The 21767-nt window shown below is 74.3% G+C and carries 17 protein-coding genes; 11 read left to right on the top strand and 6 right to left on the bottom strand.

The annotated features are described in order from the left end of the window. The first annotated feature begins 13 nt into the window (after window positions 1-13). A complete protein-coding gene (locus ACFC8N_RS05355; RefSeq protein WP_356021811.1) occupies window positions 14-661 on the top strand; it encodes a ScbR family autoregulator-binding transcription factor in 648 nt (215 codons plus the stop codon). Window positions 662-683: 22 nt separating this feature from the next. After that, entirely contained in the window at window positions 684-1913 is a 1230-nt protein-coding gene (locus tag ACFC8N_RS05350) for a damage-control phosphatase ARMT1 family protein (protein ID WP_376286624.1), read from the top strand. On the opposite strand, the gene ACFC8N_RS05345 is transcribed toward ACFC8N_RS05350, so the two are convergent. Continuing rightward, window positions 1890-3152, bottom strand: coding sequence for a cytochrome P450 (locus ACFC8N_RS05345; RefSeq protein ID WP_376286621.1), 1263 nt, complete (start codon window positions 3150-3152; stop codon window positions 1890-1892). The two genes, ACFC8N_RS05350 and ACFC8N_RS05345, sit on opposite strands and share 24 nt — an antisense overlap. Beyond that, window positions 3149-3949, bottom strand: coding sequence for an alpha/beta hydrolase (locus ACFC8N_RS05340; protein WP_356021816.1), 801 nt, complete (start codon window positions 3947-3949; stop codon window positions 3149-3151). The genes ACFC8N_RS05345 and ACFC8N_RS05340 overlap by 4 nt, the downstream gene beginning before the upstream one ends. A 194-nt stretch (window positions 3950-4143) precedes the next feature. Here ACFC8N_RS05340 and cyc2 point away from each other — a divergent pair, with 194 nt between their 5' ends. Together cyc2 and phsA are read left to right on the top strand one after the other, a co-directional pair. Next, window positions 4144-6306 (top strand): germacradienol/geosmin synthase Cyc2, encoded by a 2163-nt coding sequence (gene cyc2, locus ACFC8N_RS05335; protein ID WP_376286618.1) that lies wholly within the window; start codon window positions 4144-4146, stop codon window positions 6304-6306. A 148-nt stretch (window positions 6307-6454) separates the two neighbouring features. Further along, window positions 6455-8332, top strand: a complete 1878-nt coding sequence (gene phsA / locus ACFC8N_RS05330) for an O-aminophenol oxidase PhsA (protein WP_356021970.1) — start codon at window positions 6455-6457, stop codon at window positions 8330-8332. A 48-nt stretch (window positions 8333-8380) separates the two neighbouring features. On the opposite strand, the gene ACFC8N_RS05325 is transcribed toward phsA, so the two are convergent. Further along, window positions 8381-9103, bottom strand: a complete 723-nt coding sequence (locus ACFC8N_RS05325) for a hypothetical protein (protein ID WP_362821146.1) — start codon at window positions 9101-9103, stop codon at window positions 8381-8383. Window positions 9104-9195: 92 nt separating this feature from the next. Here ACFC8N_RS05325 and ACFC8N_RS05320 point away from each other — a divergent pair, with 92 nt between their 5' ends. The 4 genes from ACFC8N_RS05320 (at window position 9196) to ACFC8N_RS05305 (ending at window position 13139) form a co-directional block, all read left to right on the top strand. Continuing rightward, the gene (locus ACFC8N_RS05320) at window positions 9196-10062 is read left to right on the top strand and encodes a LysR family transcriptional regulator (protein WP_356021822.1); all 867 of its coding nucleotides are present in this window, start codon (window positions 9196-9198) and stop codon (window positions 10060-10062) included. A gap of 117 nt (window positions 10063-10179) precedes the next feature. Further along, window positions 10180-10773 carry a PDZ domain-containing protein gene (locus ACFC8N_RS05315; RefSeq protein ID WP_376286615.1) on the top strand — a complete coding sequence of 198 codons (594 nt, stop codon included), beginning with the start codon at window positions 10180-10182 and terminating at the stop codon, window positions 10771-10773. Between the two features lie 234 nt (window positions 10774-11007). Beyond that, window positions 11008-12135, top strand: a complete 1128-nt coding sequence (locus ACFC8N_RS05310; RefSeq protein ID WP_376286612.1) for an aminopeptidase P family protein — start codon at window positions 11008-11010, stop codon at window positions 12133-12135. Window positions 12136-12200: 65 nt separating this feature from the next. Beyond that, window positions 12201-13139, top strand: coding sequence for an aminoglycoside phosphotransferase family protein (locus tag ACFC8N_RS05305; RefSeq protein WP_376286609.1), 939 nt, complete (start codon window positions 12201-12203; stop codon window positions 13137-13139). A 26-nt stretch (window positions 13140-13165) separates the two neighbouring features. Here the strand turns inward: ACFC8N_RS05305 and treZ are convergent, their stop codons facing one another. Continuing rightward, window positions 13166-14911: a malto-oligosyltrehalose trehalohydrolase gene (gene treZ / locus ACFC8N_RS05300; protein ID WP_376286606.1), complete on the bottom strand. Its 1746-nt coding sequence runs from the start codon at window positions 14909-14911 to the stop codon at window positions 13166-13168. 180 nt (window positions 14912-15091) lie between these two features. On the opposite strand from treZ, the gene ACFC8N_RS05295 reads away from it, so the two are divergent. Next, window positions 15092-15643 (top strand): DUF1707 and FHA domain-containing protein, encoded by a 552-nt coding sequence (locus tag ACFC8N_RS05295; protein WP_356021832.1) that lies wholly within the window; start codon window positions 15092-15094, stop codon window positions 15641-15643. Window positions 15644-15770: 127 nt separating this feature from the next. Then, window positions 15771-16187, top strand: coding sequence for an SSI family serine proteinase inhibitor (locus ACFC8N_RS05290; protein ID WP_356021835.1), 417 nt, complete (start codon window positions 15771-15773; stop codon window positions 16185-16187). 22 nt (window positions 16188-16209) lie between these two features. On the opposite strand, the gene ACFC8N_RS05285 is transcribed toward ACFC8N_RS05290, so the two are convergent. Together ACFC8N_RS05285 and treY are read right to left on the bottom strand one after the other, a co-directional pair. Continuing rightward, window positions 16210-17460 carry a M14 family zinc carboxypeptidase gene (locus tag ACFC8N_RS05285; RefSeq protein ID WP_362821152.1) on the bottom strand — a complete coding sequence of 417 codons (1251 nt, stop codon included), beginning with the start codon at window positions 17458-17460 and terminating at the stop codon, window positions 16210-16212. A 191-nt stretch (window positions 17461-17651) separates the two neighbouring features. After that, complete coding sequence (treY, locus tag ACFC8N_RS05280) at window positions 17652-20018, bottom strand: malto-oligosyltrehalose synthase (RefSeq protein ID WP_376286602.1); 2367 nt, start codon at window positions 20016-20018, stop codon at window positions 17652-17654. Between the two features lie 81 nt (window positions 20019-20099). Here treY and ACFC8N_RS05275 point away from each other — a divergent pair, with 81 nt between their 5' ends. Then, complete coding sequence (locus ACFC8N_RS05275; RefSeq protein WP_376286599.1) at window positions 20100-21761, top strand: MFS transporter; 1662 nt, start codon at window positions 20100-20102, stop codon at window positions 21759-21761. Window positions 21762-21767 lie beyond the last annotated feature (6 nt).

Raw genomic sequence — 21767 nt, 5'->3', positions numbered from 1 at the left:
GAGGGGTCCCGTCATGGCGAGGCAGTTACGCGCCGAGCAGACCCGGGCAACGATCATCACGGCCGCCGCCGACCTGTTCGACCGGCAGGGCTACGAGTCCACCAGCCTGAGCGACATCGTCGCGCACGCAAAGGTCACCAAGGGCGCGCTGTACTTCCACTTCGCCGCCAAGGAGGACCTGGCCCAGGCCATCCTGGAACTCAACGCCGAGGCCGCGCGCCGGCTCGTCGCCGAGGTCGAGAGCCGGGGCTACTCCTCACTGGAGGCCTTGATGCGCGCCACGTTCGGCATCGCCCGGCTCGCCGTGGAGGACCCGGTGCCGCGCGCCGCGCTGCGCCTCGCCACCGCCGACATCGCCGTACGGCCGCCTGTCAGACACCTGTTCACGGAGTGGCTGGAGTTCGCGAACCGCAAGTTCCACGGGGCCGTGCGGGAGGCCGACGTGCACAGCGAACTCGACGTCGGCGTCGTCGCCCACTCCCTCGTCTCCTTCTATGTCGGCACCAGGGTCGCCGGCCGCTCGCTCGAACCGGTGGGCCGGCTGCCGCGCCGGGTCGCCGAGATGTGGCACCTGATGATCCGGGGCCTGGTCCCGGTGCACCGCCGCCCCCGCTACGTCACCCTCGCCACGCAGCTGGAGCGGGAGATCAGAACCGCCTGACCCGCGCGCTACCGTGACGCACATGCCCGACACCCCGTTCGCACCCGTGATCCTCGGCAACGAAACCGGCTCGTTCCCGCACAGCGTGCTGGCCGAACGGCACCCCGCGATCATCCAGCAGGTCCGGGACGCCTTCCCGTACGGCCCCGGACAGCACCGGGCGCTGGACGAACTGCTGGCGAGCTGCACCGAGGGCACGATCGAACCGCTGCCGGCCGACGCCCCGGACCGGGACCTGTGGCACGGCTGGGGCCTGCCCGCGTACACCGGGCGGTCCTGGTACGACGTGCCCTGGCTGTGGTCCGAGAGCTGGTTCTACCGCCGGCTGCTCGACGCCGTCGGATACGTCGGCCCCGGCGCCTGGCAGGGCATCGACCCCTTCCGTCCGTTCAAGCGCGCCGAACTCGACGCGCCCGAGACCGATGCGGAACTCGCCGCCCTGGACGACCTGGCCGGCCTGCCGGAGGAGGAGCGGGCGCGCGCCCTGCTGCACGGCTCGCTCTGGGGCAACCGGGCCGACCTCGGCTTCCGGCTCTCCGTCGAGAGCGCCGACAGCACCGAGAGCGCCGAGGGCACCGAGGGCGCCGAGACCCGTGACCCGGCGCCCGCGCTGGTCGCCGACGACAGCGACGCCCTGTTCGCACTGCTGCCGCGCACGGGAGCCGGCACGCTCGTCCTGGTCGCGGACAACGCGGGCCGCGAACTGGTCCCGGATCTGCTGCTGATCGCCCACCTCCTCGACCAGGGCCGGGCCGCCCGGGCGGTGCTGCACGTCAAGCCGCACCCCTACTACGTCTCCGACGCCACGACCGCCGACGTCGTCGACGCGCTGCGCCGGCTGCGATCCGCCCCGGGCGCGGCCGCCGGGTACGCGCGCGTGCTGTGGTCGGCGCTGGCCGACGGCCGTCTCACCGTGCGCGCCCACCCGTTCTCGTGCGCCCCGCTGCCGTACGCGGACATGCCGGACGACCTGCGTGCCGAGTTCGCCGCGGCCACGCTCACCCTCTTCAAGGGCGACCTCAACTACCGCCGTCTGGTGGGCGACCGGCTGTGGCCGCCCACCACGCCCTTCGCCGCGGTGACCGGATACGCCCCGGGCCCGGTCGCCGCCCTGCGCACCCTGAAGTCCGACGTCGTCACCGGCCTGTCCCCGGCGACCGAGGCCGCACTCGTCGCGGCCGAGGAGCAGCGCTGGCGCACCAGCGGCACGCACGCGCTGATCCAGGTCTCAACCGACCTCGAACCGCAGTGACTTGATCCCGTTGATGAAGTTCGACACCAGCCGTGCGGGCGGCGCCGCCAGCCGGGCCTCCGGCAGGGCGCGCAGTACCTCCGCGTAGAGCCGGCGCAGTTGCAGCCGTGCGAAGTGGGCGCCCAGACAGACGTGCGGGCCGTCGCCGAAGGACACGTGCGGGTTGGGGGAGCGGGTGAGGTCGAGCCGGCCGGGATCGGCGAAGACCCGCTCGTCGCGGTTGGCCGAGGCGTGGAAGACGACGACCTTGTCGCCGGCCCGGATGCGCGTTCCCGCCAGCTCGGTGTCCTCGGCGGCGGTGCGGCGGAACGTCAGCACGGGCGGATGCCAGCGCAGCAACTCCTCGACGGCCGAAGGGAGTCCGGCCGCTCCGGCACGCAGCGCCGCGTAGCCGGCCGGATGTCCGGCGAGGGCCAGCAGGCCGCCCGGGGCCGCGCTGCGCACCGTGTCGTTGCCCGCGATCGTGAGCAGGAAGAAGAACATCTCCAGCTCGGCCGGGGCGAGTTCGGCCTCATGGGCGAGCGTCGTGAGCACGTCGTCCGCCGGATGGCGCCGCTTGTGCGCCGCGAGCTGCCGCGCGTAGGCGAACATGTCCTCCAGCATCGCCGGGGAGCGTGGATCGACCGGCTTGCCCGCCGCGTCCAGCACTGGGGTGCCCGCCTCGTCCGGGTCCTGGTAGCCGATGACCCGCCGCGTCCAGTGCAGCAGCAGGCCCCGGTCGCTCTCCGGGACGCCCAGCAGATCCGCCAGGTTGAGCAGCGCGTACTCGTCGGTGACGGCGGCCACCAGATCGACCGTGCCGTCCCCCTCCCGCGCCGCCGCCAGCGCCCCGGCGAGCAGTGCGCCCGCCCGCTCCCGGGCGACCGACGCGAACCGCTCGATCCGGCCCGGCGTGAACGCGCGGCTCACCAGCCGACGCAACCGGCCGTGCTGCGGCGGATCCTGATTGAGCATCATCCGTCGGATGAACGGCAGGTCCGCCGGATCGGGGTCCCGGATCTGGGTCGCGCCGACGTACGAGGAGTACGTCGCCCCGTCCTTCAGCACCCGTACGACGTCCGCGTGCCGGGTCACCGCCCAGAACCCGGGCCCGGCCGGCCAGCCCAGCACCTCCGGCTCCTCCTGCCAGGCGACCGGATGGTCCTCGCGCAGAACGCGGTAGTCGTCGTGGGGGACCCCGATGCCGTACCGGCGGGGGTCGAACACGTCGGGCACCGGGGGCCTTTCGCGGACGGTCACGCCGACTCCCGTGCCGTCGGCGGCTCTTCGCCGTCCGCCCGCAGGAAGTCCTCGACCGCGCGGATCAGTTCCAGCGGCGTCTCGTCCATGGAGTAGTGCCCGGCGCCCGCCAGCGTGACGAGTTCGGCGCGCGGGAACCAGGACAGCCAGGTCTGCCGCATGACCTCGGCCGACAGTGCCGGGTCGAGCGCGCCGGCCACCGCGAGGGCGGGCACCGCGCAGCCCTCGACGTCGGCGTGGAAGTCGTCGCCCGCCCAGGAGTCCAGCCAGGCCCGGAACGCCTGCGCGTCGCTGCGCTCCAGCGAGCGGGCGACCATGCGGTCCAGCCAGGCGGCCGGGCGCAGCCCGCCGGTGGTGACGTCGAGGATCGCCCGGCGGTTCCCCGGCTTGTGTGCCGCGTCCCTGAACAGCGCGGCCTGCTCGCCGGCCAGCGGCAGCCCCGAGGCCGGCACCGGCGAGACGCCGACGATCCGGCGCAGCCGGTGCGGGGCGAGGCCCAGCAGCCGCTGCGCCACCGCGCCGCCCATGGAGTGCCCGACCACCGAGAACCGCTGCCAGCCGAGCCGGTCGGCCAGTTCCAGCAGGTCCCCGGCCGCCTCGGCCGTCGTGTACGGGCCCGCCGCGTCCCGGGCCTCGCCGTACCCGCGCAGGTCCACCAGCGCGTAGGTGAAGGAGGTCCGGTCGAGGTCCGGCAGCACGGCCGCGTAGGCGGAGCGGTCGGCGAACCAGCCGTGCACGGCGAACACCTGGTGGGGGCCGTCGCCGTGCACCTCATGGGGCAGCACGAAGGAGGTCATGCGCCTACCGTGGCCCGCGCGCGGGGGCACGGCAAGGGCACGGCAAGGGCACGGACCGGGGCATACGGGGGGACCTGCGGGCGGGGCACACACCCGGCGTCGGGAGGTCAGGGTTTCGAGGGCGGTTCACGCGATGGTGTGGCCCTGTCCGGGGCGGCGGATGGGCGTCGCGGGCCACGGGTAGTGCCCCGGCCATGACGCAGCCGTTCGAACTCCCGCACTTCTACATGCCGTATCCCGCGCGGCTCAATCCGCACCTCGACGAGGCGCGGGCCCACTCCACCCGGTGGGCACGCGAGATGGGCATGCTGGAAGGCTCCGGGATCTGGGAGCAGGACGACCTGGAGGCGCACGACTACGGGCTCCTGTGCTCCTACACCCACCCCGACTGCGACGGCGCAGCCCTCTCCCTGATCACCGACTGGTACGTGTGGGTCTTCTTCTTCGACGACCACTTCCTGGACATGTACAAGCGCACCCAGGACCGTGCCGCCGGCAAGGCCCATCTCGACCGTCTGCCGCTGTTCATGCCGCTCGACCTGAGCGGCGAGGTGCCCGAGCCGCAGAACCCGGTCGAGGCCGGGCTGAAGGACCTGTGGGCGCGCACCGTACCGGCCATGTCGCAGGACTGGCGGCGCCGCTTCGCCCTCGCCACCGAGCATCTGCTCAACGAGTCGATGTGGGAGCTGTCGAACATGAACGAGGGGCGGATCGCCAACCCCGTCGAGTACATCGAGATGCGCCGCAAGGTGGGCGGCGCCCCCTGGTCGGCGGGGCTCGTGGAGTACGCGACCGCCGAGGTGCCCGACGCCGTCGCCGGCACCCGGCCGCTGCGCGTCCTCATGGAGACGTTCTCGGACGCCGTCCACCTGCGCAACGACCTGTTCTCCTACCAGCGCGAGGTCGAGGACGAGGGCGAGAACAGCAACGGCGTCCTGGTCCTGGAGAAGTTCTTCGGCTGCACCACCCAGGAGGCCGCCGAGACCGTCAACGACATCCTCACCTCACGCCTGCACCAGTTCGAGCACACCGCGCTCACCGAGGTCCCGGCCGTCGCCCTGGAGAAGGGCCTCACCCCGGACCAGGCCGCCGCGATCGCCGCCTACACCAAGGGACTTCAGGACTGGCAGTCCGGCGGTCACGAATGGCATCTGCGCTCCAGCCGCTACATGAACCAGGGGGCGGTGACGCAGGCGCCCTGGCAGCTCCCGAGCGGCCCCGGCACGTCGGCCGCCGACGTCGGCGCCCTGCTCGCCTCCGCCGCACGGCAACGGCTGCGCGCCTATACGCATGTGCCGTTCCAGAAGGTCGGCCCGTCCGTGGTGCCCGACTTCCACATGCCCTGCGAAGTGAGCCTGAACCCCCATCGGGAGAACGCCCGCGACAACCTCGTCGCCTGGTCGCACCGCATGGGCATCCTGGAGGAGGGCGTCTGGGACGAGGACAGGCTCGCCGCCTTCGACTTCGCCCTCTGCGCGGCGGGCGTGGACCCGGACGCCACCCCCGAGGCCCTCGACCTCAGCGCCCAGTGGCTCGCCTGGGGGACGTACGCCGACGACTACTACCCGCTCGTCTTCGGCCACCGCCGGGACCTGGTCGGGGCGCGGCTGAGCACGGCCCGGCTCTCGGAGTGCATGCCGGTCGAGGGGGAGCCGGCCGTCACTCCCGCGGGCGCCATGGAACGCGGCCTGCTCGACCTGTGGACGCGCACCACCGCCGGGATGGACACGGAGCGGCGGCAGGCCCTCAAGGCGTCCGTCGACGTGATGACCGAGAGCTGGGTGTGGGAGCTGTCCAACCGGCTCCAGAACCGCATCCCCGACCCGGTCGACTACCTGGAGATGCGCCGCGCCACCTTCGGCTCCGACCTCACCCTGAACCTTGCCCGCGGGGGCTACGGCCCCGCGATCCCGCCGGAGGTCCACCGCAGCGGCCCGGTCCGGTCCCTGGAGAACGCCGCCGTCGACTACGCCTGCCTCCTCAACGACATCTTCTCGTACCAGAAGGAGATCGAGTACGAGGGCGACATCCACAACGCGATCCTGGTCGTGCAGAACTTCTTCGGCGTGGACTATCCGACCGCACTGCGCGTCGTGCACGACCTCACGACCCAGCGCATGCAGCAGTTCGAGCACGTCATCGCCCATGAACTGCCCGTCCTGTACGACGACTTCGCGCTGTCGGCCGAGGCCCGCGCCGCCATGGACGCCTACGTCGCCGACCTGCGGAACTGGCTGGCCGGCATCCTGAACTGGCACCGCACCGTCGACCGCTACCGGGCCGGGTTCCTGGCCCGCCGCGCCCACGGCTTCCTGCCCGGCCGGGCGCCCGCCGTCCCGGCGCTGTCGCTCCGCTGACCGTCGCGGAATCTTCGCGTACGGAACGGGATGTTCGGGGAACTTTCGCGTGCTCTGCGGAGTCTTGAGAGGTAAGGGGAACAAACAGAGACACAACAAACACAGACACCGAGTCAAGGACACACGGGGGTGTTCGAACTTGACCGAGATCACCGAGACGCCGGAGAGGCTCGCCGGGGGGAACGAACGGCGGGAAGCTCCGGCACCGGGTGAACTGACGCCGTACGCCACGCCGTTGACCGTGCCGCCGGTCCTGCGTCCCGCGGCCGACGACGTCCTGCACGAGACCGAGATCGCCGTGCGCCCGACCTGGGTGCGCCTGCACCCGCAGCTGCCGCCGACCCTCATGTGGGGGTACGACGGACATGTGCCGGGCCCGACCGTCGAGGTGCGGCGCGGACAGCGCGTCCGCATCGCCTGGACCAACCGCGTACCGAAGGACGCGGAGTTCCCGGTCACCTCCGTCGAGGTGCCCGCGAGCGCGCCCGGCACCCCGCCGCCCAGCACCGAGCCGGGCCGCGGGGGAGTCGAGCCGGACAAGGACGTCGCCGCCCTGCCCGCCTGGACGGTGACACATCTGCACGGCGCCCAGACCGGCGGCGGCAACGACGGCTGGGCGGACAACGCCGTCGGATTCGGCGACGCCCAGCTGTCGGAGTACCCGAACGACCACCAGGCCGTGCAGTGGTGGTACCACGACCACGCCATGAACATCACGCGGTTCAACGTGATGACGGGCCTGTACGGCACCTACCTCCTGCGGGACGACGAGGAGGACGCGCTGCGGCTGCCGTCCGGGGAGCGGGAGATCCCGCTGCTCCTCGCCGACCGCAACCTCGACACCGACGAGGACGGCCGCCTCAACGGCCGGCTGCTGCACAAGACGGTGATCGTCCAGCAGAGCAACCCGGAGACCGGAAAGCCGGTCTCCATACCCTTCACCGGCCCGTACACCACGGTCAACGGCCGCATCTGGCCGTACGCCGAGGTGGACCCGGCCTGGTACCGCTTCCGGCTCCTCAACGCCTCCAACGCGCGCATCTTCGACCTCGTCCTGATCGACGAGCACGGCACGCCGGTGCCGGGCGTCGTGCACCAGATCGGCAGCGACGGCGGGCTGCTGCCGCGGCCCGTGCCGGTCGACTTCGAGGGCGACCTGCCCACGCTGACCGCCGCGCCGGCCGAGCGCTTCGACCTGCTGGTCGACTTCCGCGCGCTGGCGGGCCGGACCCTGCGGCTGGTCAACAAGGGCCCGAACCAGCCGCCGGGCGTGCCCGACCCGGCCGGTGACGTGCGCTACCCGGCGGTGCTGGAGTTCCGGATCGGCGCGTCGTGCGAGGAGGAGGACACCTTCGAACTGCCCGAGGTGCTCTCCGGCTCCTTCCGCCGCCTCACCCACGACCTCCCGCACCACCACCGCATGGTCCTGCTCACCCCGCCCGCCACCAAGGGCGGGGGCGGCCACCCGGAGATCTGGGAGCTGACCGAGGTCGAGGACCCGGGCGGGCTCCCACTGCCGGCCGACGGCATCGTGCAGGTCACCGGGTCCGACGGCACCACCAGGACGTACCGGCGCACCTCGCGGACGTTCAACGACGCGCTCGGCTTCACCCTTGCCGAGGGCGGCTACGAGCAGTGGAGCTTCCTCAACCTCGCGCCGATCGTCCACCCCATGCACATCCATCTGGCCGACTTCCAGCTGCTCGGCCGGGACGCCTACGACGTCTCGGGCTTCGACCCGGCCGTCGGCGGCACCCGCACACCGATCCGGTACGACGCCGGCCGGACGATCCCGCTCGCACCCAACGAACGGGGCAACAAGGACGTCTTCCGGGTGCCCGGGAACCAGATGCTCCGCGTCATGGGCCGTTTCGACGGGGCGTACGGCCGCTTCATGTACCACTGCCACCTGCTGGAGCACGAGGACATGGGCATGATGCGGCCCTTCGTCGTCATGCCGGCCGAGGCCATGAAGTTCGACCACGGCGCCGGGCACGGCGGCGGTCATGAGGGGCACATGGGCTGAGCGGAGCTCCGAGCCGGCCGCTGGCGGCCGGCTCGTGCGCGGCGGGCCTCAGGCCGGCCGGGCGAGCCCGGACGTCGCGTGCGCGACCGCGGCTCGCGCCAGCGCCCGGACCATCGGGTGCGGGTGCGAGCCGTCGCCCGCCAGCTCCGGCTGGAACAGGGACGCCAGGAAGAAGGGGTGGCCCGGCAGTTCGGCGACCCGCGGATTGCCGTCCTCGTCGTGCCCGGAGAACCGCAGCCCGTGGGCGCTCAGCGTGTCGAGGTGGCGGGTGGGGCCGTAAGCGCAGAAGTACCGCTCGACCGTGCGCCGCGCGCCGATCACGGACTCCGCCAGCGAGCCCGGCCCGATCGTCACCGCCGCCTCGTGCCCCACCAGCGAGCAGGCCAGCGGCTCGATGAGCGGGTCCGCGGCGTCCGGGTCGTTCTCGGCGTGCGCGACCCCGGTCAGCCCGCACACGTTCCGGGCGAACTCCAGCAGCGCGTGCTGGAAGCCGCCGCACGTGCCCAGGAACGGAATGCCCTCCTCACGCGCGGTGCGCACGGCCGCGAGCACGCCCGCCTCGCTGCGGTACGGACTGCCCGGCAGCACCCACACGGCGTCGAACCCGCGCACCGCGCCCTCGGCCTCGGCGTCCTGCGAGGGGATCCAGTAGGCGTCCAGGACCAGCCGGTCGCGCTCGGCGAGCGCCTTCAGCAGGCCGGGGATGCGGGTGTGCGAGACGACGTGCGGGGAGCGGTCGCCGACGAGGGCGACGGTGGCGGTGTTGTCCATGGCCCCATCCTTCGCGCACCCCATCGTTCACGTCCAACGATGATTCCTGCACGTTCGATAAGCAACGCTGATGGTGATGGGATGCTGAGCCCATGGACCCGCATCTGCTGCGCACGTTCGTCACCGTGGCGCGCCTCGCCTCCTTCTCGGAGGCCGCCCGCGAGCTGGGCTACACCCAGTCCGCGGTCTCCCAGCACATCGCCGCGCTCGAACTCGACCTGGGCGCACCCCTGTTGACCAGGCGGCCCGTCGCGCCCACCGCGGCCGGCGAACGGCTGCTGGAACACGCGGGACCGCTGCTGCTGCGCCTGGAGGCGGCCCGCGCCGACGTCGTCCGCATGGCCGCCGCGCCCGCACCCGGCCTCACCCTCGCCGCCACCCCGACCGCCCTCGGCCCCGCCGTCCTCGCCGCGCTTCCGGCGGCCGGCGTCACCGTGCGCGTCCTCGCACGCGAGGAGATCCCGGCCGCCGTCGCCACCGGCGACGCGGACCTCGGCCTCGTCGCCGGGCTCGCCGCGCCGAGCGATCCGCTGCGGCTGCCCGACGTGGCCCCGCTGACCACGCACGGCGTCGCCGAGGAGCCCGTCAGCGTCCTGCTGCCCGCCGGGCACCCCCTCGCCGGGCGGCCCGGACTGCGCCTCGGCGACCTCGCCGACGCCTGCTGGCTCGACGCGCCCGACGCCGCCCTCCCGCTCGACCAGTTGCGCGCCGCGAACGGCGGCGGCGCGTTCCGCCCGGCGCTGCGCTACGAGGGCACCGATCTGCACACCCTCACCGCCCTCGCCGCCGCCGGCCACGGCCTCACCCTGCTGCCCCGGTCGGCCGCCGGCGCCGTACCCGGCACGGTCGCCGTCCCGCTCACCGCACCCCGGGTCGTGCACCGTACGGAACTCCTCCACGGCGCCGGCCCGGGGGCGGCGGCGGGGGACGTCGTGCGGAAGCTGGCGGGCGGGATGTGACGGCGCGCCGCCGAGGGGCCATGACTACCCTGCGCCACCCTCCGGCCAGTCTCACTCGTTCGTGTCTCGTCGCGGCCCCGTGCGCCGGGTAGAGCATCACCCGGAGGCGAGCGAACCATGGAACAGACTGCGTTGCGTCCCAAGCCCATGCCCGGACAGGACCCGCGCGACGGCGCCGGTGCCGACCGGGCCGAGTGCGCCGACCACGGCGACGTGGGCCCGGTCCGGCGCCCGCATGCCGCGCACCGGCGTGGACAGCGGCTGCGGGGCCTGCTGTTCGGCCTGTGCGCGGGCACCCTGCTGGTGCTCTCCGGCGTCGGCATCGGCACGGTCGGCGCCACCGTGATCGGCATGAGCAGGCTCGCCGAACTGCGCCACCAGACCCCGCCGTCCGCCCCCGCGGCCAGGGCCCCCGCGACCGCGCCGAGCCCCGCTCCGGTGCTGCCCGCGGCGACGCTCGGCGTGGAGGCCGTCGACGCCCAGAAGGCGGGCGCGCTGGTCGTGGGCGTGCACGTGCCCGGCCCCGGATACGCCGCGGGCCTGGTCCGCGGGGACGTCCTGCTCCAGTTCGGCCCCGCGCGCGTGGACAGCGCCGCCGACCTGGCCCGCGCCGTCGCCCACGCCCGCCCCGGCCAGGGAGTGCTCCTCACCGTGCGTCACCGCAGCGGGGGCTACCAGCAGTTGACCGCCGTACCGGGCGTGGTGACCTGACCGGGACGCACCCCGAGCCCGCACCCGGTCAGCTGGAGGCCCCTTCGGCCACCCCGGCAGGCCCACTGGTCGCCGTCCGCCCCGCGCGCCATGATGGCCCCATGCCGAGCCCCTTCTCCCGCGACCGCGCCCCGTGGAGCGCGCCGGCGACGGCTCGCGCCACTCCGGCCGGCCGGGCAGGATGCTGCACGAGACGCCATCGCCCCGTACCCTCACCCGTGCTCGGAGGACCGGATGACCGGTAACCCGCCCCCGCCCTTCACCGCCGCCGACCACCGGGCCCGGATGGAGCGCGCCGCGCGCTGCGCCGCCGACGCCGGACTGGCGGGGCTGCTCGTGGCGCCGGGACCGGACATGGTGTGGCTCACCGGCTACACGCCCACCGCCGTCACCGAACGGCTCACCGTGCTGGTCCTCACCCCCGGCCACGACCCCGTGCTCGTCGTGCCCACCCTGGAGGCGCCGGACGCCGAGCACGCGGTCGGCGCCTCCGCGCTCACCCTGCGGGACTGGACCGACGGCAAGGACCCCTACGCCGTCACCGCCGCCCTGCTCGACGGCAAGGGCCGCTTCGGCATCAGCGACAACACCTGGGCGATGCACCTGCTGGGTCTCCAGCGGACCCTGCCGGACACCTCGTACGCCTCCCTCACCGATGCCCTCCCCATGCTGCGCGCCGTCAAGGACGCGGCCGAACTCGAACTCCTCGCGGCGGCCGGAGCCGCTGCCGATGCAACGTTCGAGGAGATCCGGAAGGTTCCCTTCGCCGGCCGCCGCGAGTCCGACGTCGGCCACGACCTCGCCGCCCTGCTGCGCCGCTTCGGCCACTCCCAGGTCGACTTCACCATCGTCGGCTCCGGACCCAACGGCGCCAACCCGCACCACGAGGTCGGCGACCGCGTCATCCAGGACGGCGACATGGTCGTCCTCGACTTCGGCGGCCTGAAGGACGGCTACGGCTCCGACACCACCCGTACCGTCCACGTCGGCGAGCCCACCGAGGAGGAACGCCGCGTCCACGGCATCGTCCGCGCGGCCCAGGAGGCCGGCTTCGCGGCCGTACGGCCGGGCGTCGCCTGCCAGGAGGTCGACCGCGCCGCCCGCGCGGTGATCACCGACGCCGGGTACGGCGCGTACTTCATCCACCGCACCGGGCACGGCATCGGCGTCACCACGCACGAGCCGCCGTACATGATCGAGGGCGAGGAACAGCCCCTCGTACCGGGCATGTGCTTCTCCGTCGAGCCCGGCATCTATCTGCCCGGGCGGTTCGGAGTGCGCATCGAGGACATCGTGACGGTGACCGAGGAGGGCGGCCGTCGTTTCAACAACACCACCCGCGAGCTGGTCGTCGTGGGCTGACCGGCCCAGGGAGACCCGCCCCGGTCCCTCTTCCCGACTTTTCCCGAACGGCGACGGCGCGATCCATGACCCAGGCACCGACACCCACCGCGGACACCGTCCGCCGGCTCGTCCGCTCGCTGACCGACGAGCACGCGGCCGGCGGCGGGGGACCCGAGGTCCGGCCCGTCACGGCGGGCGGTGAGCACTCCACCTGGTGGGTCGGCACCCGCCATGTGCTGCGGCTCGCCCTCGACCGCGAGGCCGCCCTGCGCCTGCGCCGCGAACTGCGCCTGCGCGACCTGGTACGGCCGTACCTGCCCGTCGCCGTCCCGGCCGGCGTCGCACACGGCGAGTGGGCGCCGGGCCTCACCTACACGCTCGACACCCGGATCCCCGGCGGCAGCGCCGAGGAGCACGACGTCTCGGCCGTCGGCGAGGCCGACCTGGCCGGACTGCTCACCGGGCTGCGCGCGGTGCCGGTGCGGCAGGCCGAGACGATCGGGGTGCCGCGTGTCGCGCCGCGCTCCCTGGAGGCGCTGCGCCGCATGGCCGTGGCGGCGGCCGAACGCCTCGCCGCCGCCGACGAGTTCGACCCCGCACGCCTGCACCAGCTCACCCCGCCCGGCGCGGCCCAGCTCGCCGCCCAGGCCGGCGGTGCCGTGCTCGTCCACCACGACCTCAAGGGCGAGCACCTGGTGGTCAGCGCCGACGGCAGGGTGCGCGGCGTCCTCGACTGGACCGACGCGGCCGTGGCCGACCCGGCCGAGGACATCGCCGGGCTCGTCCTCGCGGTCGGCTCCGGCGCCGCGGTCCGCGCGGCCACCCTCGCCGGCTACGGCGCCCGCCCCTGCCTGCGCGGCCTGTGGCTGGCCCGCTGCGACACGGTCCTGCGCCTCACCGACCGCCTGGAGGGCCGCGACGACAGCCCGCTGCCCCTCCTGCGCACCCAACTGGGCCGCGCCTGGGAACCGATCATGCTGGAACGGGTGACGGACCTGAAGGAGGACGACCAGGACGCGTAGCGTGCGTGCGCGCGAGCCTGCCGGGCTCAGGGCTGGGACAGCACCACGCAGGACTCCCCGGGCAGCTCCAGCAGACCGTTCGGGCCCGGGGCCGCGACCGGGTCCCAGGCCGCGAGGACCACGGCGGGACGGGCACCCAGGGGGATCGCCGCCGGTTCCTTGCCCAGGTTCACGGCCACCCGTACGTCGCCGCGCCGGAAGGCGAGCCAGCGGGCCTCCTCGTCGTACGCCACCTTCGTGTCGGCGAGATCGGGGTCGGTGAGGTCCGGCTGCTCACCGCGCAGTGCGATCAGCCGCCGGTACCAGGCGAGCACGCGCGCGTGAGGCTCGCGCGCGGGCTCCGACCAGTCCAGCACGGAGCGGTCCCGCGTCGCCGGGTCCTGCGGGTCCGGTACGTCCTCCTCGGCCCAGCCGTGCGCCGCGAACTCCCGCCGCCTGCCCCGCCGCACCGCCTCGGCCAGCTCCGGATCGGTGTGGTCGGTGAAGAACTGCCACGGGGTGCCCGCCGCCCACTCCTCGCCCATGAACAGCATCGGCGTGAACGGCGAGGTCAGCGTGAGCGCCGCCGCGCAGGCCAGCAGGCCGGGGGAGAGCCGGGCCGCGAGCCGGTCGCCCTGGGCGCGGTTGCCGACCTGGTCGTGGGTCTGGCTGTAGCCGAGGAGGCGGTGCCCGGCCACGCGCGCGCGGTCCAGCGGGCGGCCGTGGCACCGGCCCCGGAAGCTGGAGTACGTGCCGTCGTGGAAGTACCCCCCGGTCAGCGTCTTGGCGAGCGCGGCGAACGGGGCGCGCGCGAAGTCCGCGTAGTAGCCCTGCGCCTCACCGGTCAGCGCCGTGTGCAGGGCGTGGTGGAAGTCGTCGTTCCACTGCGCGTGCAGCCCGAGGCCGTGCTCCGCGCGCGGGGTGATGTACCGCGGGTCGTTCCGGTCGGACTCCGCGATCAGCGACAGCGGCCGGCCCACCTCCTCGGCGAGCGCGTCCACGGCGGCCGACAGCTCCTCCAGGAACGGGTACGCGCGCGTGTCGTGCAGCGCGTGCACCGCGTCCAGGCGCAGTCCGTCGATCCGGTAGTCCCGCAGCCAGGCCAGCGCGCTGCCGAGCAGGAACGCGCGCACTTCGTCCGAGCCGTGCGCGTCCAGGTTCACCGCCGAACCCCAGGGCGTGTGGTGCGTGTCGGTGAAGTACGGCCCGAACGCGGGCAGATGGTTGCCCGACGGACCCAGGTGGTTGTGCACCACGTCCAGGACGACCCCGAGGCCGAGTTCGTGGGCGCGGTCGACGAAACGCTTCAGCGCCTGCGGACCGCCGTACGGCTCGTGCACCGCCCACAGCGACACTCCCTCGTACCCCCACCCGTGCCGCCCCGGGAAGGGACACAGCGGCATCAACTCCACGTGCGTGACGCCCAGTTCCACGAGGTGCTCCAGTCGCGCTGCGGCCGCGTCCAGGGTGCCCTCGGGGGTGTACGTGCCCACGTGCAGCTCGTAGAGCACCGCGCCCGGCAGCCCCCGCCCCGCCCACCGCGTACGCCACGCGTACCGGCCGTGGTCCACCACCGCGCTCAGCCCGTCCGGGCCGTCCGGCTGGCGGCGCGAGCGCGGGTCGGGCAGGACGGGACCGTCGTCCACCGCGAACCCGTACCGGGCGCCGTCGTCCGCCTCCGCCTCCCCCGTCCACCAGCCCACGCGCTCGGGATCGCGCCCCAACGCGCGCGTGGCGCCCTCACAATGGAGCGTCACTCGGTCTGCCTGCGGTGCCCACACCTCGAACTGCACGGACGGTTCCCCTTCGTCTGCTCACCGTGATGATGTCCCGCGGCCCCCATCGTGCCGTCCGGACGATCAATGTGCTCTCGAATTCGGTCTTTCCCGGCGGGTGTCGCGGAACGCACGCACGCGTGGCACCGATTCCGCGTTTTCTGGACACTAGGGGTTCACTGACCGACAATCACCTGCGTGACGTCGTCATTCGAGTTCTCCACGTACCCCGCGCGGCTGTCCGACGCGGAGCGCGACAAGGCGCTACTGGTGCTGCGCGACGGCGTCGCCAAGGGGCGGCTGTCGCACGACACGTTCGTGCGCCGCATGGAGCTGGCGCTCGCCGCCCGCCACGCCGACGAACTGGCGGCCCTCGTCGCCGACCTGCCCCGCGAGAAGCGCCTGTCCCGCGCGGTCTTCGGCAGCGTGGAGGCCGTCTCCGCGTTCACCGTACGGCTGCGCCGCGCCTGGCAGGCCGAGCGGCTGCCGAAGCTGCTGCTGCCGCATCCGGGGCAGACCCACCCGCTGCGCATAGGCCGCGACCCCGCCAACGGGCTGCGTCTGAACCACGAGACCGTCTCCCGCGTGCACGCCGAGCTGGTCCGCCAGGGGGAGACGTGGGTCCTCAGGGACCTCGGCTCCACCAACGGGACCACCGTCAACGGCCGCCGGGTCACCGGCGCGATCGTGGTCCGCGAGGGCGATCTGGTCGCCTTCGGCCGCATGGGGTTCCGGCTGTCCGTGAGCTGAGCCCGTCGGCGGAGACGGCCGGTCGCGTTCGAACAGACGCTCTTCACGCGTGCGCGTGCCGTCCCGTTCGAGTGAGCCGGAGGAGCCGGACTGCGGAACGCGCGCCGGCGTGCCGATGCTGGGGAGCATGACGTACCTCACGAGAGCGACCGCGGCGGTCGGCGCCGTGCTGGCGGCCGCCGGGCTCCTCGCCGCCGGACCGGCCCACGCGGCGCCCCGCGACCGGCTCACCGGCAACTGGCTCCATCTGACCGTCGTCAAGGGCGAGAGCGGCAACGGTCCCACGCGCAGCACCCTGCTGCTGTGCGACCCGCCGCGGGGCGGCCACGCGCGGGCGGCCGAGGCGTGCGCCGAACTTGCGGCCGCCGGTGGCGACATCGGCCGTATCCCGCCCGAGCACGTCTTCTGCCCGGCCCTCTACTCCCCGGTGGCCGTCCACGCGCACGGGCGGTGGAACGGCCGGCCGGTCGACTTCCGGCAGACCTACACCAACACCTGTGTCATGAACGCGCACACAGGAGCGGTGTTCGCCCTGGACGCGTGAGCGCCGGGTGCGGCGGCGCGGCTCACCCGGCCCGCTCGCGGGCCTGCTGCGCCGCTACCAGCACCGTCCGGGACTGATGCTCCACCTGGTGCTCCAACGGCACCCAGCGGGCCCGGAAACGCTCCGCGAACGCGTCGCACCAGTCGGCCACGAGGTGCTCCAGCCGCGGCGCCGCGCGGTCGTCGGTCTCCCGCAGCACCCGCAGCAGCATCGCCGCCGCACGCAGCGGAAGCCGTCGCCCGAAGGCGTCCACACTGCCGACGTACGCCATCGTCGTACCGGCCGGCGGGGTGTGGATCCAGTCCTCGGCCAGGCCCGGGATCAGCCCCAGCACCCAGCGCGAGGCCCGCAGCAGCGGACCGTCCAGGCCGTCCAGCCGGGGCTGCGCCTCGGCCAGTATCCGCTCCACCTCGCGCGCGTCCCCGGTCAGCCGCCGGGCCAGCCGCCGTATCGCCGCCGCCGGCGCCGGGTGCGGCGCCCGGTCGTCCACCAGGTCGCTCGCCCACATCGGGACCTCCACCACGGCCGTCAGACCGCCGTAGCGGTGCGCGTGGTACCAGGTGCTGTGCCGCGCGTCGTCCGGCATGCTCGGGTAGGCGACGCCCGACTCCGGGCCCGGCATGACGTGCACCCCGGGTCCGGCGGCGGGCCAGCCGGCGGCGTCCGAGGCACCCGTCTCCACCGGGATGTGCAGCTGCGCCGCGGACTTCGCGAAGGGCTCGGCGAGCCCCGGCACGGGCCTGGTCAACTGCACCCAGCTGCCGCCCAGATCGGTGCCGTGCAGCGTCACCTGGAGGTACGGGCGCAGCTCGTCGATCACCCCGGTCAGCGTCCGCGTCTCGGGCGGCAGCCGGTCCGGCGGCAGCACCGACGGCGACCACTCCGGCTGCTCCGCGCCCGTCGGCCGGTAGAAGCCGAGGTGGTAGTCGAGCAGACTGCGCGGCGCCGGGGTCACGTGCAGACTCGCGCCGTCCGGGTCGGCGCACAGCAGGAAGTGCCACGAGGTCCCCGAACGCAACTCGCGCTCGGCCAGGACGCGTTCCGCCAGCACCCGCAGGGTGGAGCCCCCCGCCGGCTCGTTGGCGTGCGCGCCGGCCACCACCAGCACCGCCCGCCGGGCGTGTCCCACCGACAGCAAGTGCAGGGGTCTTCCCGCGCGTGAGACGCCCACCTGCCTGAGCGCGCACAGCCCGGGTTCCTGAGCGGCCAACGCCTGTGCGGAGGCGATCAGTTCGGGAACGCTGGGATAGCGCAGCTCCGGCAGGAAACTCACCCCCGACTCGTCCGCCCGGCTTCGCCCTCCCAGTCCCGCACGGGATGGGTGAACTGTCAAGCATACGGCGGGGGAGGCGCCGGGGGCGCCCGGACGCAGTCGCCGGGACGCGGTGCGGGCACTGTGTGCCGTGGGTGCACTGCTGGTGCAGGCCGCGTCCCGCGAGCGCCGCCAACCCGCTGGAACCCCTCTCAGTCCTGGGCGACGCACTCCAGCAGCGACACCGGGCGCCGGGCGAAGAGATCGGCCACGCGCGCGTGGCCGGTGAACTCCCTGCCCGCGGCGAGCACGTCCGCCCACCGCCCCGGCGGCAGCGCCAGCCGTGTCTCCCGCCAGCCGCCCGCCTCCGCGAGGCGCAGGGACAGCCGGGTGACCGCCGTGACCACCGCTCCGCTGCGGGCGAAGGCCACGCAATGGGCGGCCGCCGGGCCCTCGGCCGTCAGCGGGGTGTACGTCGCCGTCGTGCCGAAGGCGTCGGGGCGCCGGGCACGCAGCCGGAGCGCCGCCGCCGTCAGGGCGTCTTTCTCGCCGGGTGCCTCGGGCGGGAACGACACCGGACGCCGGTTGTCCGGGTCCACCAGCGCCCGGTACTCGCCCTCCGTGCCCTGGTACACGTCCGGCACCCCCGGCATCGTCAGATGGACCAGCGCGGTGCCGAGCACGTTGGCCCGGACGTGCGGCTCCAGCGCCGTGCGGAAGGCGGTCACGCGCTCGCCGGGCGACCCGCACGGCCCGGCCGCGACGAAGGCGGCCACCGCCTCCTCGTACGGCGGCTCCTGCTCCGTCCAGCTGGTGTACAGGCCCGCCTCGCGCACGTGCTTCAGCAGCGCCCCCTGGACCCGCTCCGCCGCGGCGGGCCCCAGCCCGAACACCGTCTGCCAGGCCGCCCAGGCCAGCTGCCCGTCCGGCACCCCCTCCTCCGGCAGCGTCACCTCGGCGATCAACTCGGCCCACCGCGCGGGGCATTCGGTCAGCACGGCCAGCGCCGCGCGGACGTCGGCGCTGCGCTTGGTGTCGTGCGTGGTGACCACCGTGCCGGTGGCCGGCCAGTCGCGCTGCACGCGCGCGCAGTACGCGTGGAACTCCTCCGGACAGATCCCCGGCCGGCCGGGATCGCCGCCCACCTCGGTCGCCGACAGCAGCGGCACGTAGCGGTAGAACGCCGTGTCCTCGACCGACTTGGCTCGCAACGCCGACGCGGTCTGCGCGAACCGGGTGCGCAGCTCCGCCCGGCCCGCACGGTCCCCGGCTGCGGCCTCGACGGGTTCGGTCAGCAGCCGCCGTACGACGTCCACCGCCCCGGCCTCCTCGGGGACGACGAAGGCACGCCGGGCCTCCTCGGCGGCCTCCTCGGTCACGACGGCGGCCGCGTCGCCGGAGGCGTAGGGCCGGTACACCCGCATCCGGACCAGCAGTTCCACCAGGGCCGTGCGCAGCGCCCAGGGCGCCCGGTCGCGCAGCGCGAGATCCGGCGAGGCCGCGCACAGCCGGGCGGCCACCCGGGTGAGCCGGTCCGTCTCGGCGGCCAGCTCGTGCGTGAGCACCTGGTAGGCGGCCCGGCGCGCGGTGGCCGCCCAGTCCCCGCCCCGGTCGGTCTGCGGCACCGCGAACCGCCGGTACGCCGTGCGGAGTTCATCCGCCCCGGCCCGGTCCGTGAACAGGCCGTCGACGCGGCGCAGGGCGTCGTACCCGGTGGTGCCCGCGACGGGCCAGGACGGCGGCAGGGCCTCGCCGTCGGCGAGGATCTTCTCCACCACCGTCCAGCGCCCGCCGCTCGCCGCGTGCAGCCGCGCGAGATAGCCGTCGGGGTCGGCGAGCCCGTCGGGGTGGTCGACGCGCAGCCCGTCGAGCACGCCCTCGCGCAGCAGTCGGAGGATCTTGGCGTGGGTGGCGTCGAACACCTCCGGGTCCTCCACCCGCACCCCGATCAGCTCCGAGATGCTGAAGAAGCGCCGGTAGTTCAGCTCGGTGCGGGCCAGCCGCCACCACACCGGCCGGTACCACTGGGCGTCCAGCAGCTCCGCCGGCGGCAGGCCCTCGGTGCCCGGGCGGAGCGGGAAGGCGTGGTCGTGGTGGCGCAGCACGTCGCCGTCGACCACGAGACGCCCCTGTTCCGTGCCGACGGGGCCGCCGAGCACAGGCAGCAGCAGCTGGCCGTGCCCGGCCTCCCAGTCGATGTCGAACCACCGCGCGTACGGCGAGGCCGGCCCCTCGCGCAGCACCTCCCACAGGGCGCGGTTGTGCCGGGGCGCCATCGCCATGTGGTTCGGCACGATGTCCACGACCAGGCCCATGCCGTGCTCCCGCGCGGTCCGCGCCAGCGCCCGCAGGCCCTCCTCGCCGCCCAGTTCCTCGCGCACGCGCGTGTGGTCCACCACGTCGTAGCCGTGCGTGGAGCCGGGCACGGCCTCCAGGACGGGGGACAGATGCAGATGCGAGACGCCGAGCGACGCCAGGTACGGTACGGCCGTCGCCGCGGCGGCGAACGGGAACGCGGGCTGGAGCTGGAGCCGGTAGGTGGCCGTGGGCACGCGCGGTCCGGGTCGCACAGGAGTCATGGAAACCTACGTACCCAGACCGCCCGGTTTCGTGTCATCGGTCCCTGCACGCACGCATGCGCGCGTGCCTAGCTTCGAGTGATGGGGACAACGCCTCGAACGACGGGGACGGCGGGGACGACGGGGACGACGGGTCCGACGGGGAAGCCGGACCGGCGCCGCACGCGCGACACCTACCGTCAGGTGATCGCCCTGACCGGACCACTGCTGCCGTGCGTGTCGTTCCTGGGCCGGCTGCCGACGGCCACCATCCAGTTCGGCAGCGTGCTGCTCGTCGCCCGGACGAGCGGCTCCCTGTCCGCCGCGGGGCTGGCCGGGGGCGCGCTCGCGCTCGGCCAGGTGGTCTGCGGCCCGGTGGTGGGGCGGCTCGCGGACCGGCACGGGCAGCGCAGGGTCGTGCTCGCGTTCTCGCTCGCCAACGCGCTCGCGGTGGCCTCCCTGGTCGCCGGCGCCGTCGCGGGCCTGCACACGGCCGTCCTGGCGCTGGTGGGAGCCGCCGCGGGTGGCACCGTGCCGCTGGTGGGCCCGCTGGCCCGCGCCCGGCTGGTCGGGCTCGCCCGCCGGGCCGGAGCCCCCGAGGCCACCGTCGGCGCCGCGCTGTCCTTCGAGAGCACGCTGGACGAGATGTCCTTCGTCCTCGGCCCGGCCCTGGTCGGGCTCACCTCCGTGCTCGCCCATCCGGCGTACGCGATGGGCGGCGCGGCGGCCCTGGTGGCCATCTGCGGCACCGCCTTCGCCCTGCACCCGACCGCCTCGGCCGCCGCACCCGCCACCCCGGAGGACCCCGACCCGGCACGCGCGCGTGACACGGATCCGGCCGAGTCCCCCGCCCGCACCCACGCGCGTGCCGTGAAGTCCGACGAGGACCGTTCCTCCGCCCGCCCACGTGTTGCCGCCGCTCATGAAGACCGGGGCCGGACCCGCGTGCGCGACGGGGACCGGGCTGAGGACCGCGCCTCCGCCGCCTCCGCGCGTGCCGCCGAGCCGGACGTGGGTGGTGCCTGCGCCCGCGCGTGTGCCGCTGTCGTGGCTGAAGACCGGGGCCGGGCGCGTGTCCGTGTCCGTGACGGGGATTCGGCGGAGGGGCGTGGGTGCGTCCCCGCGCGTGCCGCGAGTGCGGCCGTGCGCGCCCGCATGCCCGGCTGTGTGCACGCGCTGCGCGCGGCTCTCGCCCTCCAGGGCGCCATGTTCGGTGCCTGCGAGTCCGGCATCACCGCGCTGACCGCCCGGCTCGGGCAGGAGGACCAGGCGGGGCTCGTGTACGCCGCCATGGGCGTGATGAGCGCCGGGGCCGGGCTCGCCATGGCCGCCGTACCCGCCCGCTTCGGGCTGCGCCTGCGCTGGCGGCTGGCCACGGCGGCCGCGCTCGCCCTGTCGCTGCCGCTGCTGCGCACGGACAGCCTGCCCGGTCTGTACGCCGTGGTCACCGTGCTCGGGGTCGCCTACGCGCCCCATCTGATCACGGTGTTCGGGCTCACCGAGCGCGCGGTGCCGCCGGCCCGGCTCGCCGAGGCGATGGCGGTCGCCACCAGTGCGCTCGTCGGCGGACAGGCCCTCTCGGTCGCCGTGACCGGCCGCCTCACCGACGCCTACGGCCCCGTCGCGGCCTTCGCCGTGGCGAGCACGTCGGCCGCGCTCACCCTCGTGATCGCCCTGACGGCCCGCCCGACGACCCACGCCGGACGTGCCGGACACGCCGCGCACGCGCGCGTGGACGACGTAGCGGCCCGCACGTCCTCCTGAGCTCCA

Source organism: Streptomyces sp. NPDC055966 (genome assembly GCF_042269865.1).
Lineage (GTDB): Bacteria > Actinomycetota > Actinomycetes > Streptomycetales > Streptomycetaceae > Streptomyces.
The sequence above is the reverse complement of the archived record's forward strand: the minus strand, read 5'-3'. Positions and strand labels throughout refer to the sequence as shown.